Raw genomic sequence first — 13,103 nt, 5'->3', positions numbered from 1 at the left:
GCTCCCGGTTTCCCTCAGCCTTGCGGCGGCCGCCAGTCGGCGGAGGGGATGGTGTTGATCATCCAGGGCACGCCGAACCGGTCGACCAGCGAACCGAAGCCGGGTGACCAGAATGTCTCGCCGAAGGGCATGGCGGGCCGGCCGCCCTCGCAGAGCTGATCGTACCAGCGCTTCGCCTCCGTCTTGTCTGTGGTGTGCAGCGTGACGTCGAAGCCGTTCTTGGGCTTTTCGATATTCGGCGCCCAGGCGGCATCCATGTCCGCGCCCATCAGCGCCTGATCGCCGACTTCCAGCCAACAATGCATCAGCCAGTCCTTGTATTTCGGATCGCTGATCGGCATGCCGGGCGGTCCCTCGCCATAGGGAAAGGCGGCGGTGATCCTGCCGCCGAGGACCTTGGCATAGAACTCGAATGCCTCCCGGCACTGTCCCTGAAAACTCAGGCTGGTCACGATCTTCATGGTCGGCTCCTCCTTCTCCTCGTTGCCCGCATGCTGCTGCATGGGGCGGGTTCGCCAATGAATTGATATCAACGTAAATAGTCCGGCAAGTCAACCCGCGGCCGGCCTGTCTCTCATTTGCGGCAACGCCGGTGATGCGACGGGCGGATACGGCCTCCGCCAAAACGCCGATGCCGCCCGATGATCACCGGGCGGCACCGTATGTGGAGAGAAGCGTCCGTCAGCCGGCGGCGAAGGGCACGGTGACGAAGGTCTGTGCATCCTGGCGCTGGACGAGCAGCAGCACGGCCTTGCGGCCGGCCTTGCCGGCCTGCGCGACGGCGGCCTTCGCTTCCCGGGCGGAATGGACGGACTTCTGGTTGACCGAGAGAATGACGTCGCCCGGCTGGAGGCCGGCATCGGCGGCCGGCTTGTCCGGGTTGACGCCTTCGACGATCGCGCCCGTTTCGCTTTCCGGCAGGCCGAGCGAATCGCGCACGTCCGGCGTCAGGTCGCCGAGCTGGACGCCGAGGGTCGGCACGCCCTGGGCGTCGGGAAGGCCGGGCTGGCTGCCGGTATCGGCGCTTGCCTGCTTGTCCGTATCGTCATTATTGCCGACCGTGATCGACAGGTCCTTGTTGCCGCCGTCGCGCCAGACCGTCAGGCTTTCCTTCGCGCCGGGCGAAAGATCGGCCACCATGCGCGACAGTTCGTGCGGCGAGTTCACCGCCTTGCCGGCCAGCGCCGTAATGACGTCGCCCGACTTTATGCCGGCCTTGGCGGCGGGGGTGCCGTCATCGACCCGGGCCACAAGGGCGCCGACCGGCTTGGCAAGACCGATGGCATCGGCGATGTCGGAGGTCACGGGCTGAATCTGCACGCCGATGAAGCCATGCGCGATGGAGCCGTCCTTCATCAGCTTGGCCACGATGCCCTGAGCCTGGTCGGAAGGAATGGCGAAGCCGACGCCGACGCTGCCGCCGTTCGGCGAATAGATCGCGGTGTTGATGCCGACCACCTTGCCGTCGAGGCCGACGAGCGGGCCGCCGGAATTGCCGTGATTGATCGGCGCGTCGATCTGGATGAAGTCGTCATAGGGCCCGCTGTGCAGGTCGCGACCGCGGGCCGAGACGATGCCGGCCGTCACCGTCGTACCGATGCCGAAGGGGTTGCCGATGGCGAGGATCGGGTCGCCCGCCCGCAGCTTGTCGGAATCGCCCCAGCCGATGGTGGCGAGCGGCTTGCCGCTGTCGATCTTGATTACAGCAAGGTCGGACTTCGAATCCGTGCCGACGAGCTTGGCCGGCAGCTCCGTGCCGTCGTCGAGCGTCACCTTGATCGTGGTCGCCTTGTCGATGACGTGGTTGTTGGTGACGATATAGCCGTCGCTGGTCAGCACGAAGCCGGAGCCGAGCGCTGCGGCCCGTTCGGCCGGGCGCTGCTGCGGCAAGGGGATCTGGCGTTCGCCGAAGAAGTCGCGGAACTGCTGGTCGAAGGGTGAATCGCCGCCGAACGGCGAGGCGCCGTCCTGCGAGGACGTGTTCTCCACCTTCAGCGTCGTCATGATGGTGACGACGGCCGGCTTGTCGGCCGCCACGATCGGCGCGAAGGAGCCTTGGGTGAGGGTGGCATTGAAAGTTTCCGGCGGCGCTGCTGCATGGGCGGGCCTGGCGCCAGCAAGGCTGGAGGCCGCCACCGGCACCACCAGCAGGGCAACGCCGAGAAGCGCTGCGACACGATGCTTTTCAAGAATCCTGGTCATGGTCGTCTTCCTTTTGTCAGCGCCGCAATGCCCGTGGTGCCGGCATCTGGCGCGCGAAACCGACGGCAGCGAGGGCGGCCGGTTGCGTGTTCATGGGTTCGGGATTTTCAGAGGGGCGGAGCGCCAGCGTGACGCCCGGCCCGCTCCTTGGCCGCGGCCGAGAGGGGCGGCGGCCGGCTATCCGGCGGGCCGAATGTCGCCCGCCGGCAGAAGGGTCAGCTCATCCGGACGATATCGCGATCGAGTTTGTGGATATCCTGCTGCAGGTGCTGGTAGCTCGCCCGCGGGAGGCCGCCGCCGTGCATGTCGGCAACCGTCATCGCGCGGCTGCGAATGGCACCGACCTCGCCTTCCAGCCGGCGATAGGCGCTGGCCGAAAGCCTGTGCATGGCTTCATCCTGGCGGATGGACTGCTGCGCGGAGCCGAGTTCGCCCAGCACCCGGTCGAGGCGGACATGGCGAACCATGAGGGGCATGCCGGGCCGGGTGTCGTTCATGCTCGGCGTTCCGGGATGATGACCCTCTTGGTGGGGCGAAGGGTTTGCGGCAAGGGCGCCGCCGGCGGCGAGCGAAAGAACGAAGGTTGCGACTGTGATGGTTTTGAGTGTCGAGCGCATGATGCGTCTCCTGAATGGTGGGGAAAGACATGTCCTTCCCGCCGGCTGTCCGATGTCGTCGCGTCGTGGGTTCCATCTCCCACCGGCGGCATCCAGCCTGACATCATCTATAGGCCCGCCGGACCGCCAGGGTCATGTTACAATTAAATAAAGTTCCGATGGGCCGATTTGCCAAATTATTGCCCGGATCGGCGAGATCGCCTTGAGTGTCAGGTGATTTTTATTTTAATAAATCAGTAGCTTGAAAGAAATCGGCGGGATCGCGCAGCGCCGCGCGATCCCGCCGAACATGACAGGGCTGTAATTTTCGCGGCAACGCCACCTATTTCGCGAGACGCTGCTTGAGGCCGGCGATGATGCGTTCGGCCAGCGCGTCATAGTCTCCGTCGAAATGGTGGCCGCCGTCGATGCTGATCGATTCCACGCCGGAGGCCTTCAGCGTCGGGCAGGGATCGTCGTCCTCGTCCGCGCCGTAGATGCACTGTACGCGATTGGGATCGATCTTTGCGATGTCCTTGACCGGATCCCCGCCCGCTCCTTCGCCCGCAACGCCGAGCCAGCCGGACACGGAAATCTCGTAATCCACCTGATGCGACAGCGCCATGAGCGTGAGCTGCGGCACGCGCGCCTTGTCTTCCGGCGAAAGCAGGTTGTAGGTGGCGGGCAGGATGTCGGCGCCGAAGGAATAGCCGATGAGCACGACATGCTCCACGTTCCATTCGTTGCGGAAGGCCTCGATGATGCGCGCCAGGTCGTCCGCCGTTTCCTGCGGCTTGCGCTCGGACCAGAAGTAGCGCAGCGAATCCACCCCGACGACCGGAATACCGCGCTGCTGCAGCGCGCCCGCCACCTGCTTGTCGATATCGCGCCAGCCGCCGTCGCCGGAATAGACCACGGCCATCGTGTCATAGGCGGGCTTGGCCTTGAGGATATCGAGCGGCAGGCCGAGCGGGGAATCCGTGTCGCCGGCCGCATCCATCCGGTCGGCGAGCGCCTGCGCCAGCGCATCCGCCGGCGCGCCGTCCGCATCGCGTATGTCGATATCGTCATGGGCGGCCTTGAGCGCCGCGACATGGTCGCGGCCGTCCTTCGGCGCCTTGTCGGTGAGAAGCACGGTGACGGCGGCGGGAAGCGGCCCGTCGGTCAGGCCGTAGATCGTGCGGCCGTTCGCCTTGGTCTTGGAGGCGGGCGTGCAGAGAACCTTGTCGAGCGGGATGCCGGCTACGGGATCGACCACCACGGCCTCGTCGATGGTGGCCGCGGGGCTCTGCGCGATCATGGCGAGCGCCAGCGCGCCGCCCTCGCCGATGCCCGCAAGAACAGGCGGGTTGTAACTCGTGGCCCCACCGGCGCGCTGCACCTGGTGGGCGAGCGATTCGACGTCGGAGATCATGTAGACACAGTCACCATCGTCGGCCGCGAGGGTCTTCATATAGGCGGGGAAATCGATGCCGACGACGGCCGCGCCCTTCTCCACGAGGGCGGCCGCCTGCTTCTCTTCGTCGTCGCCCCACCCAGCGGCGCCGGAAATCAGGAAGACGCTCGCGTCCGGTGCGCCATCCGGCATGATGATGTGGCCGGGCGGGATCATGCCGGTCGTGAACGTGCGGGGTGCATCCTGCACCGCAGCAGCCAGCGGCAGGAGGCCGGCGATGAGGCCGGCCGCTGCAAGAGAATGAAGTAGGCTCATTTGGCAATCACTCCTTTGACGCCGCCGCCGATGAGGAAGGTCACGTCCATCAGCGCCAAGGCCGCCCCCGTGCCGTTCGTCACCGCAAGATAGCGCGGTTCCCAGCGGGGATGGAACTTGGATTTGAAGGCGCGCAGGCCCTTGAAATTGTAGAACCGCTCGCCGTGTTCGAAGAGCGTGCCGCCGACCCGGTCCCAGACGGGAGCGGCCTCGCGCCGCGCCATGCCGGAAAGCGGCGCCATGCCGAGGTTGAATTGCCGGTAGCCTTCGCCGCGCAGATAGTCGAGGATGCTGGCGAAAAGGAAATCCATCGTGCCCTTGGGCGCGTCGGGCGCAAAGCGCATGAGGTCGACGGTCGCTTCCGCCCTGGTGTCCGTCACCATCAGCGTGGCGAAGGCGACGATGCGATCCTCGATCCGCACGACGGCGACCGGCTGGGAAAGCACGTAGCCTTCCTCGAAGGCGCCGAGGGAGAAGGTTTTCTCCTTGGCATTGTGGTGGGCGAGCCAGCTGTCGGAGACCGCCCGCAGCTCCGGCAGGATGGCGGCGACCTCGTCGGGCCGGGCGACGGAGAAGGCGAGCCCGTCGCGCGCGCCGCGGCTGTAGGACTGTCGCAGGTTGGCGAAACGGCTTCCCTTCATCTCGAAACTGGCAAGATCGATGATCGCAAGCTCGCCGAGCTTGAAGGCCCTGAGCCCCACATCGGCGCAGGCCGCAAGCAGCGCCGGGGAGATCTGGTAGAAGGCCGCCCGCCCGCCGCCGGCCCGCGCCGCGCCGACGAACTGCCAGACCAGTTCGGCGAATTCGTCCTCGACCCCGACGGGGTCCGCGAACGCGATCCACGAGCGGCCATGGATGCCGTACATGATGAAGGACCGGCCGGACGCGGAAAACAGCAGCCGCTTGTCGCCGGTGCGCACGAGGTTGGCGTCGGCCATGTCCTGCGCCATCGTGATCGCGACCGCCTGTTCCAGCTCGGCGGCGGTGGCACCTTCCGTGCGGAAATGCGCCGGCCGCAGCAGGCTGAACAGGGCCAGCGCCGAGGCGGCGATGGCAAGGGCGAGGAGGGCGCGCAGGCCGCGCGGCGCTTCTTCCGAAAATTCGAACTGCCACCAGAGCTCGTGCGCATATTCCGTATCGCGGTAGACGAAGAGCAGGATGACGAAGGCGGTGGCGAGGATGACGCCGATCGCGGCCAGCCAGGACGGGCCGAGGGCCTGGCGCAGCAGCGAGCTGTGCCGGTCGAAGGCGCGGGCATTGGCGATGAGCGCGACGATGAAAAGCGCAAGCAGCCCCGCCTCTACGACGGCGATGCCCTTGAGGAAGGCGAAGGCGAAGGCGACGCATGCGCCGCCGAGCGCCACCAGCCACGCCCCGTCCAGCCGCTGGCCGAGGCCGCGGGCGGCGACGATCAGCAGCAGGCCGAGCAGGCTCGACAGGAAATGCGCCCCTTCGACGATCGGAAGCGGCAGGTAGTTGGAGAGGAAATCGAGGTTGGAATCGGGCGTCGGAACGACGCTCGAGAAGATCAGCATGGTGCCGAGCACCAGCGACAGGGTGGCGATCAGCGTGGGGGCGAGCTTGCCTGCGAGCTGTGCCGCTTCCGCGACGCCCGGCCTCAGCACGAAATGCCGCGTCTCGGTGACCAGCAGCAGGACGGTGGCGAGCAGCAGCGGCAGGATATAGTAGATCAGCCGGTAGAGCACGAGGCTGCCGAGGAGCTGGTCGATGCCGATCGCGTTGGAAAGGCCTGCCATGATGACGGCCTCGAAAACGCCGAGGCCGGCCGGGACATGGCTGAGCACGCCGAAGCCGATGGCCACCGCATAGACCGCAAGGAAGGTCGGCCAGCCGACATGGGTATCCGGCAGGAGGACATAAAGGACGGATGCGGCGGCGGCGATGTCGAGCGCCGAAACGAGGAACTGCCGCGACGTCGTGCGGCTGTCCGGCAGGCGCAGGGTCAGGCCCTTGAAGGAAAGGACGTGGCCGTTGCGGCCGATATAGAACACCGTGACGAGCGCAACGAGGATGACGACGGAAATGGCGCGCAGCCAGAGTGCGTCGATGCCGAGGATACCGGCGACGCGCGGGGCGACGGCAAGGGTCGCAAGCGCGCTGACTGAAAGAAGGCCGAGGCCGAAGGACAGCGTGACGAAGGCGATGATGCGTGCGATGTCGCCCGGCAGGAGGCCGAGGCGGGAATAGGCGCGGAAGCGGATCGCGCCGCCGCTGAGCGGCCCGAAGCCCACCGTGTTGCCGACGGCATAGGCCATGAAGGCCGTTACGGCGATGGCCGGAAACGGCTTCCTGCGGCCGATATAGTCCAGCGCGTTGGAATCGTAGAAGATCAGCGCGAGGAAGCTGAGCCCGGTGAAGAGCGCCGCAAGCGCGATGGCGCTCCACGACGTCGCGGAAAGCGCCGCCAGAACCTCATCGTAACGCACCTCGGCCGTCAGCCGGTAGACCCCGACCGCCACCAGCACGAAGACCAGAAGGCTCGCCAGGCCGAGAATGTAGAGCCTGTATGTCAGAAACGACCGGACGAGCCAGGATGCCCGATCCTCGGTGATCACGCTATTTTCGTCTGACATGAATGCGACCCGCGCTGCAGCAACGGGCGCATGTTATCCGCAGATGTGGCAAATATCGGACATATTTTGCGGAACGCAAAAGAAGAGTGTGTACCGCCTTCCGGCGACGCGAGCGTGCGTCGCCGGAGCCTGCGATTTCATGCCCGGAGCGGGCGGTCAGTAGGTGGTTCGCCCGCCGGAAAGGTCGAAGGTCGCAGCGGTGGTGAAGCTGTTTTCCTTGGAAAGCAGCCAGGCGACCATGGAGGCAGCCTCGTCGACCTCGAGGAAGCGGCCGCGCGGGATGCGCGAGCGCATATATTCGATGAATTCCGGGGTGAGCTGCTCGAGGATGCGCGTCTGCGCGGTCGCCGGGGTGATGCAGTTGACGGCGATGTCGTAGCCGGCAAGTTCCTTGCCGAGCGACTTGGTGAGCCCCATGACCGCGGCCTTGGACGCCGAATAGGCGGCCGCGTTCGGATTGCCCTCCTTGCCGGCGACGGAGGCGATGTTGACGATGCGGCCGTAGTTGCGCTCCTTCATGCCGGGCACGAGGGCACGGTTGACGTAGAAGGTGCCGTTGACGTTGATGTCGATGATCTTCTTCCACATGGCGATGTCGTAGGTGTCGAGCGGCGCGGCAGCGCCGGCGATCCCCGCCGAATTGACGAGCAGCGAGGCGGGAGCGGCAATCTCTTCGGTCCGCCGCCGGGCCGCGTCGACCTGTTCCCAATCGGAAATGTCGACGACGGTGGTCGTTGCCGCGCCGCCGAGCGTCTCGCGCGCCGAGGCCAGCAGGCTTTCGTCGATATCCCAGAGCGTGACGGTGGCGCCGGAGGCGACGATGCGCTTGGCCATGGCGAAGCCGAGCCCCTGCGCCCCGCCCGTCACCACTGCGTGCTGGCCTGAAAGATCGATCTGGTTCATGGCTTCCTCCGGTTGCGTTCTCCTCCGGCGCGGTGCGCCGCTTGATCTGATCTATTATATTAGTGTAACAATCGCAACAAGGGTGGCGGCGATTTTCGCGCCGCCGCAGGAGGAGATTTGCATGCGGGCAAGCGAGACGAGGACGGTCGGGCGCACGGAACTGAGGGTGACGGCCCTCGGCATGGGCACGGCGGCGATGGGCGGGCTTTACGCGCCGGTTTCTGCGGAGGCGTCGCTGGAGGCTCTCGAAGCGGCCTGGCAGGCGGGCATCCGCTATTTCGACAGCGCCCCGATGTATGGCCTCGGCCGGTCGGAGCATCTGCTCGGCCATTTCCTGCGCGAGAAGGCGGGTCCTGATGTTTCCTTCACGGTCAGCACGAAGGTCGGCCGGCTGATGGCGCGCGAGCGGCCGGGACGCGACCTGCCGCCGGCACCGCCGAAGAACGCGCTCGATTCTGGCTGGCACAACGGCCTGCCGTTCCACGAGGTCTTCGACTATTCCTATGATGCCATCATGCGCAGCTTCGACGACAGCGGCCAGCGCACCGGCCTCGAACGGCTCGACCTTCTTTTCGTGCACGACATCGGCAGCGTCACCCATGGGGATGCGCAGGCGGGCCACTGGGCGGCGCTGACGACGGGCGGTGGTTTCCGCGCGCTGGAGGAGTTGAAGGCGGCGGGACTTATCGGCGGCTTCGGCCTCGGGGTGAACGAGGCGGCCATCGTGCTCGATGCGATGAACGAAACCGCCCTCGACTGCACGCTGCTCGCCGGCCGCCATACGCTTCTGGAGCAGAATGCGCTCGACCTTCTGGAGAAGGCCCGGCAGGCGGGCATGGGCATCATGATCGGCGGCGTGTTCAATTCCGGCATCCTCGCCGCCGGCCCCGGTGGCCACCGCAGGTTCAATTATCAGGACGTGCCCGAGGCGGTCGCACGGCGGGTGGACGCGCTGACGGCGGCCTGCGCGCGCTTCGGCGTGCCGCTTTCGGCCGCTGCCATCCAGTATCCGCTGCGCCATCCCGCCGTGACCGCGGTGCTGATCGGCCCGCGCGATGCCGGGCAGGTCCGGCAGAATGTTGAATGGTTCGAGCAGGATGTGCCGCCGGAGCTCTGGCAGACGCTGGAGCGGGAAGGGCTTGTCGCCTGAAGGCCGCGGCCCCGTCGCGGGGCCGCGCCGATCCTACATCGTCGCGCCGATGTTCCATGGCACGAATTCGAGGTCGCCATAGCCGAGTTCCTCGGATCGCGTGCGTTCGCCGGAGGCGGTCCGGAGGATGAGGTCGAAGATCTGCCGTCCCTTTTCCTCCAGCGAAACGCCGTTCAGGACGTCGCCGCAGTCGATGTCCATGTCTTCCCGCATCTGCTCGTAGATGTAGGAATTGGAGGCGAGCTTGATGGAGGGCGTCGGCTTGCAGCCGAAGGCGGAGCCCCGGCCGGTGGTGAAACAGAGGATATTGGCGCCGCCCGCGACCTGCCCGGTCGCCGACACCGGATCGTAGCCGGGCGTATCCATGAAGACGAGGCCCTTCGCGTCGACCGTGTCGGCATATTCGAAGACGGCGCGCAGGTTCGTCGAGCCGCCCTTCGCGGCTGCGCCGAGCGATTTTTCCAGGATCGTCGTGAGGCCGCCGAGCTTGTTGCCGGGGGAGGGGTTGTTGTTCATCTCCATGTTGTGGCGGGCGGTGTAGTCCTCCCACCAGCGGATCCGCTCGACGAGCTTCTCGCCGACGGCGCGACTTTCGGCGCGGCGGGTGAGGAGATGCTCGGCGCCGTAGATTTCCGGCGTCTCCGACAGGATGGCCGTGCCGCCCTGCTCGACGAGAAGGTCGACGGCCGCGCCGAGCGCCGGATTGGCGGTGATGCCCGAATAGCCGTCGGAACCGCCACACTGGAGGGCGAGCATCAGCTCGGAGGCAGGCGCCGGCGTGCGTTTGTGGGCATTCACCACCGGCAGCATCTCCTGGATCGCCCGGACGCCGGCTTCCACCGTCTTGCGCGTGCCGCCCGTCTCCTGGATGGTCAGGGTGCGGAAGGTGATATTCTCCTCGACGCCATAGGTCTTCATCCAGCGGGGAATCTGGAAGACCTCGCAGCCGAGGCCGACCATCAGCACGCCGCCGACATTGGGATTGGTGGCAAAGCCCCATTGCGTCTTCTTGAGCAGGTCATGCGCCTCGCCGTTGACGTCGAGGCCGCATCCCGTGCCGTGCACCAGCGAGATGACCCCGTCGACATTCGGATAGTCCTTGAGGATGCCGGACTTGTTGATCTCCTCCGCGATGAAGCGGGCGGCGCTCGCCGAACAGTTTACCGATGTCAACACGGCGACGTAATTGCGCGTGCCGACCTTTCCATCGGCGCGGCGATAGCCGAGGAACGTCGCGCGCTCCGCCGCCGGCAACACGTTGGTCTCCTTCAGTCCCTCGCCGAACATGTAGTTCCGCTCGAAGGTGTGGATGTAGACATTGTGCTCGTGCACCCAGTCGCCTGGCGCGATGGGCTCGCGGGCAAAGCCGATGACCTGGCCGTACTTGACGATCGGCTGGTCCTTGCCGATCGCCGTCATCGCCATCTTGTGACCGCGCGGGATGCGCGCGGTCGCGGCGATCGCGCCCGCAAGGTCGCCCGGATTGAAGGGATCGGTCACGAGGACGATGTTGTCGGCGGCGGAAAGCTGGATGAAACGGGCCATGGCATGCTCGGGCGGGTTCGCGCTGGGGCGTTCCGCGGAAGGTTGTGATATTTGAATACTAATATAACAGTAGGTGCGCGGTCAAGCGCGCCCGCGCCCGTCATGGTGCGGGCATGGATTGCCATGCGTTTCGGAAGGGCTGCCGGCGTGGCCGCTGGTCAGGCGTACCGGTCAATCGTGATGGAAGACTTCCACCATCTGCGCCCACCATTCGCCGTCCTTGCGGGTGGCGAGCGGCTGCTGCAGCGGATCGCAGATCTCCCACCATTTCTGCATGGCGGGCGAGCGGGCCATTTCGGCGGCGTCGGCCGTAAAATCGCTGCCGTGATATTCCCAATAGGCGAAGAGCAGGTTTTCCGGCTCGCGCAGGAAGATCGAATAATTGCGGATATTGGCCGCGCTGATGACCGCGAGTACATCCGGCCAGACGGCCGCGTGCAGCGCCTTGTATTCGTCGATCACCTCGGGTTTCAGCCCGATGCAAAGGCCCATTCGCTGCATGTCAGTCTCCGTGGGATGGGGGTGGTCGCTCAGCCGAAGGCATTGTTGGCGACGGCGACTTCCAGCGTGTTGCGGAGCGAGGTGTTGAGGTGCTCGCGCATGGCATTGGCCGCCGCCTCGCTGTCGTGGCGCTGCAGCGCCTTGAGGATCGCCTGGTGCTGCTGGATCGTCTGCTCGCCATAGCCCGGCTTGGGAATGGCGAGATAGCGGCCGCGGTCCATCTGCGCCTTGGATATGTCGACCGCCCGCCAGAGCATGTGGAAGCCGTTCACCTCGGCGATGGTGCGGTGGAAGGCGTCATCGAGCTGGATGGCGTCGCTGTAGCGGCCGCGGGCGATCGCCGTGCGATGCGCCGCGATATTGTCTTCCAGCGTCTCGGCCTGCGCCTGCGTCAGCTTTTCGGCGGCCCGCCGCGCGCTTTCCATTTCCAGCGCGTTGCGGATGACATAGGCTTCCTCGATGTCGCGGATGCTGATGCGCGCGACGAAGGTGCCCGTCTGGGCGAAGACGTTGACGAGGCCCTCGTCGCTGATGCGTTTGACGGCCTCGCGCACCGGCGTGCGGGAAACGCCGAGTGTCTGGGCGATGGCCATCTCGTTGATCGCCTCGCCCGGCTTCATCTGGCCGCTGACGATCAGGCTGCGAACCTTGTGATAGATCTGGTCGCGCAACGGAAGGGATCGGTTGAGGTTGGATGCGTCGATGTCCATGGCCGCCGTTAATTTATAAAAGCCTGTTGAACCAAAGCACCTGGAATAACAGGATGTCAATGAAGGGGTGTCAGCGTCCGGTGGACGTACCCTGCGGTCTGATTTATTCCTGTCCCGGTCGTGCCTGCGCGAGAATCCGCATTGCGGATGCCGACCGTATAATACTAGTGTTACGCATAAAAGCCAATATTGATACCCGAAGCAACCGGGTATGAGAGGAAGCCGGATGATCGTCGATGCGCATCACCACCTGTGGCGGGTCGGCCGCGGGGATTATCACTGGATGTCGCCGGACATGCCGGTGCTGGCGCGCGACTATCTTGCCGATGACCTGCGTCCCGTTCTCCGGAGGGCCGGCGTCGACCGTACCGTCGTCGTCCAGGCGGCGCAGACGGAGGCGGAGACCGATTTCCTGCTTTCGCTCGCGGCGGAAACGGATTTCATCGCCGGTGTCGTCGGCTGGCTGGATTTCGAGGATGCCGCCTTTCCCGCCAAGCTCGAAGCGCTGATGCGCCGGCCGAAATTCGTCGGGCTGCGACCGATGCTGCAAGACCATGCGGACGACAGCTACGTCCTGCGCCCGGCCGTGCTCGACAATATCCGCCATCTCGCCGCGGCGGGCGCCGCCTTCGACATCCTCACCTTTCCGCGCCATCTGCCCATCATCCTGCGCATGCTCGATGCCGTGCCGGACGTGCGGGCAGTCGTCGACCATCTGTCGAAGCCGCCGGTGGCGAGCGGCAGGCTGGAGGGTTGGGCGGAGGACATGGCCCGGATCGCCGCCCATCCGGGCCTTCATTGCAAGGTTTCCGGGCTCGTTACCGAGGCCGATCATGAAGGCTGGGCGCCGGGCGATCTGACGCTCTATGTCCGGCATGTCTTCGATGTCTTCGGCGCCGACAGGCTGATGTTCGGCAGCGACTGGCCGGTCTGTCTGCTCGCCGCCTCCTATGCGGAAGTCCTGAACGCCGCCCGCGGCATTCTCGATCCCCTGCTCGACGCGGATGGCATGGCCCAAGTGTTCGGCGGCAATGCCGTGAGCTTCTACCGCCTCTGAGCCGCCCTGGCGGTTGCCGCCGCGCTCGACCCGAACCATGGCTCCATGGATATGCGGAACGACGCTTGCGAGGCCTGTTATATTAGTGTAATAGGACAACGCCGGTAAGAGGAGAGACATCGACAGCGATGCGC

General features: G+C 65.7%; 11 protein-coding genes. 2 read left to right on the top strand and 9 right to left on the bottom strand.

The window, feature by feature from the left end; all coding sequences use genetic code 11:
- Positions 1-14: 14 nt before the first annotated feature.
- The 6 genes from DSD28_RS05420 to DSD28_RS05395 all read right to left on the bottom strand — a co-directional run bounded on the left by DSD28_RS05420 (position 15) and on the right by DSD28_RS05395 (position 8,006).
- Complete coding sequence (locus tag DSD28_RS05420; RefSeq protein ID WP_119255476.1) at positions 15-461, bottom strand: VOC family protein; 447 nt, start codon at positions 459-461, stop codon at positions 15-17.
- A gap of 220 nt (positions 462-681) precedes the next feature.
- Positions 682-2,202: a DegQ family serine endoprotease gene (locus DSD28_RS05415; protein WP_119255320.1), complete on the bottom strand. Its 1,521-nt coding sequence runs from the start codon at positions 2,200-2,202 to the stop codon at positions 682-684.
- Between the two features lie 215 nt (positions 2,203-2,417).
- Positions 2,418-2,819, bottom strand: a complete 402-nt coding sequence (locus tag DSD28_RS25775) for a hypothetical protein (protein ID WP_162911258.1) — start codon at positions 2,817-2,819, stop codon at positions 2,418-2,420.
- Positions 2,820-3,141: 322 nt separating this feature from the next.
- Positions 3,142-4,509 (bottom strand): AcvB/VirJ family lysyl-phosphatidylglycerol hydrolase, encoded by a 1,368-nt coding sequence (locus DSD28_RS05405; protein WP_119255319.1) that lies wholly within the window; start codon positions 4,507-4,509, stop codon positions 3,142-3,144.
- Positions 4,506-7,103 (bottom strand): bifunctional lysylphosphatidylglycerol flippase/synthetase MprF, encoded by a 2,598-nt coding sequence (gene mprF / locus DSD28_RS05400; protein WP_119255318.1) that lies wholly within the window; start codon positions 7,101-7,103, stop codon positions 4,506-4,508. The genes DSD28_RS05405 and mprF overlap by 4 nt, the downstream gene beginning before the upstream one ends.
- Before the next feature lie 156 nt (positions 7,104-7,259).
- Positions 7,260-8,006, bottom strand: coding sequence for an SDR family NAD(P)-dependent oxidoreductase (locus tag DSD28_RS05395; protein ID WP_119255317.1), 747 nt, complete (start codon positions 8,004-8,006; stop codon positions 7,260-7,262).
- Positions 8,007-8,121: 115 nt separating this feature from the next.
- On the opposite strand from DSD28_RS05395, the gene DSD28_RS05390 reads away from it, so the two are divergent.
- The gene (locus DSD28_RS05390; RefSeq protein ID WP_162911271.1) at positions 8,122-9,156 is read left to right on the top strand and encodes an aldo/keto reductase; all 1,035 of its coding nucleotides are present in this window, start codon (positions 8,122-8,124) and stop codon (positions 9,154-9,156) included.
- Positions 9,157-9,189: 33 nt separating this feature from the next.
- Here DSD28_RS05390 and DSD28_RS05385 read toward each other — a convergent pair whose 3' ends face one another.
- From DSD28_RS05385 to DSD28_RS05375, 3 genes are all read right to left on the bottom strand, one after another.
- Entirely contained in the window at positions 9,190-10,701 is a 1,512-nt protein-coding gene (locus tag DSD28_RS05385) for a UxaA family hydrolase (RefSeq protein WP_119255316.1), read from the bottom strand.
- Positions 10,702-10,872: 171 nt separating this feature from the next.
- Positions 10,873-11,202, bottom strand: a complete 330-nt coding sequence (locus DSD28_RS05380; RefSeq protein ID WP_119255315.1) for an L-rhamnose mutarotase — start codon at positions 11,200-11,202, stop codon at positions 10,873-10,875.
- Positions 11,203-11,231: 29 nt separating this feature from the next.
- The gene (locus DSD28_RS05375) at positions 11,232-11,912 is read right to left on the bottom strand and encodes a GntR family transcriptional regulator (RefSeq protein WP_119255314.1); all 681 of its coding nucleotides are present in this window, start codon (positions 11,910-11,912) and stop codon (positions 11,232-11,234) included.
- Between the two features lie 226 nt (positions 11,913-12,138).
- Between DSD28_RS05375 and DSD28_RS05370 the strand changes: the two genes are divergently transcribed.
- Positions 12,139-12,969, top strand: coding sequence for an amidohydrolase family protein (locus DSD28_RS05370; protein WP_245424753.1), 831 nt, complete (start codon positions 12,139-12,141; stop codon positions 12,967-12,969).
- Positions 12,970-13,103 lie beyond the last annotated feature (134 nt).

It is taken from the genome of Shinella zoogloeoides, from assembly GCF_003574625.1.
Taxonomy (GTDB): domain Bacteria; phylum Pseudomonadota; class Alphaproteobacteria; order Rhizobiales; family Rhizobiaceae; genus Shinella; species Shinella zoogloeoides_A.
Note: the sequence above shows the minus strand (reverse complement) of the source record. Positions and strands in the feature narration are given on the sequence as shown.

Excerpts from the sequence above, each read along its gene's own strand:
- DSD28_RS05420 (WP_119255476.1), bottom strand. The coding sequence starts at position 461 with ATGAAGATCGTGACCAGCCTGAGTTTTCAGGGACAGTGCCGGGAGGCA.
- DSD28_RS05415 (WP_119255320.1), bottom strand. The coding sequence starts at position 2,202 with ATGACCAGGATTCTTGAAAAGCATCGTGTCGCAGCGCTTCTCGGCGTT.
- DSD28_RS25775 (WP_162911258.1), bottom strand. The coding sequence starts at position 2,819 with ATGCGCTCGACACTCAAAACCATCACAGTCGCAACCTTCGTTCTTTCG.
- DSD28_RS05405 (WP_119255319.1), bottom strand. The coding sequence starts at position 4,509 with ATGAGCCTACTTCATTCTCTTGCAGCGGCCGGCCTCATCGCCGGCCTC.
- mprF (WP_119255318.1), bottom strand. The coding sequence starts at position 7,103 with ATGTCAGACGAAAATAGCGTGATCACCGAGGATCGGGCATCCTGGCTC.
- DSD28_RS05395 (WP_119255317.1), bottom strand. The coding sequence starts at position 8,006 with ATGAACCAGATCGATCTTTCAGGCCAGCACGCAGTGGTGACGGGCGGG.
- DSD28_RS05385 (WP_119255316.1), bottom strand. The coding sequence starts at position 10,701 with ATGGCCCGTTTCATCCAGCTTTCCGCCGCCGACAACATCGTCCTCGTG.
- DSD28_RS05380 (WP_119255315.1), bottom strand. The coding sequence starts at position 11,202 with ATGCAGCGAATGGGCCTTTGCATCGGGCTGAAACCCGAGGTGATCGAC.
- DSD28_RS05375 (WP_119255314.1), bottom strand. The coding sequence starts at position 11,912 with ATGGACATCGACGCATCCAACCTCAACCGATCCCTTCCGTTGCGCGAC.
- DSD28_RS05370 (WP_245424753.1), top strand. The coding sequence starts at position 12,139 with ATGATCGTCGATGCGCATCACCACCTGTGGCGGGTCGGCCGCGGGGAT.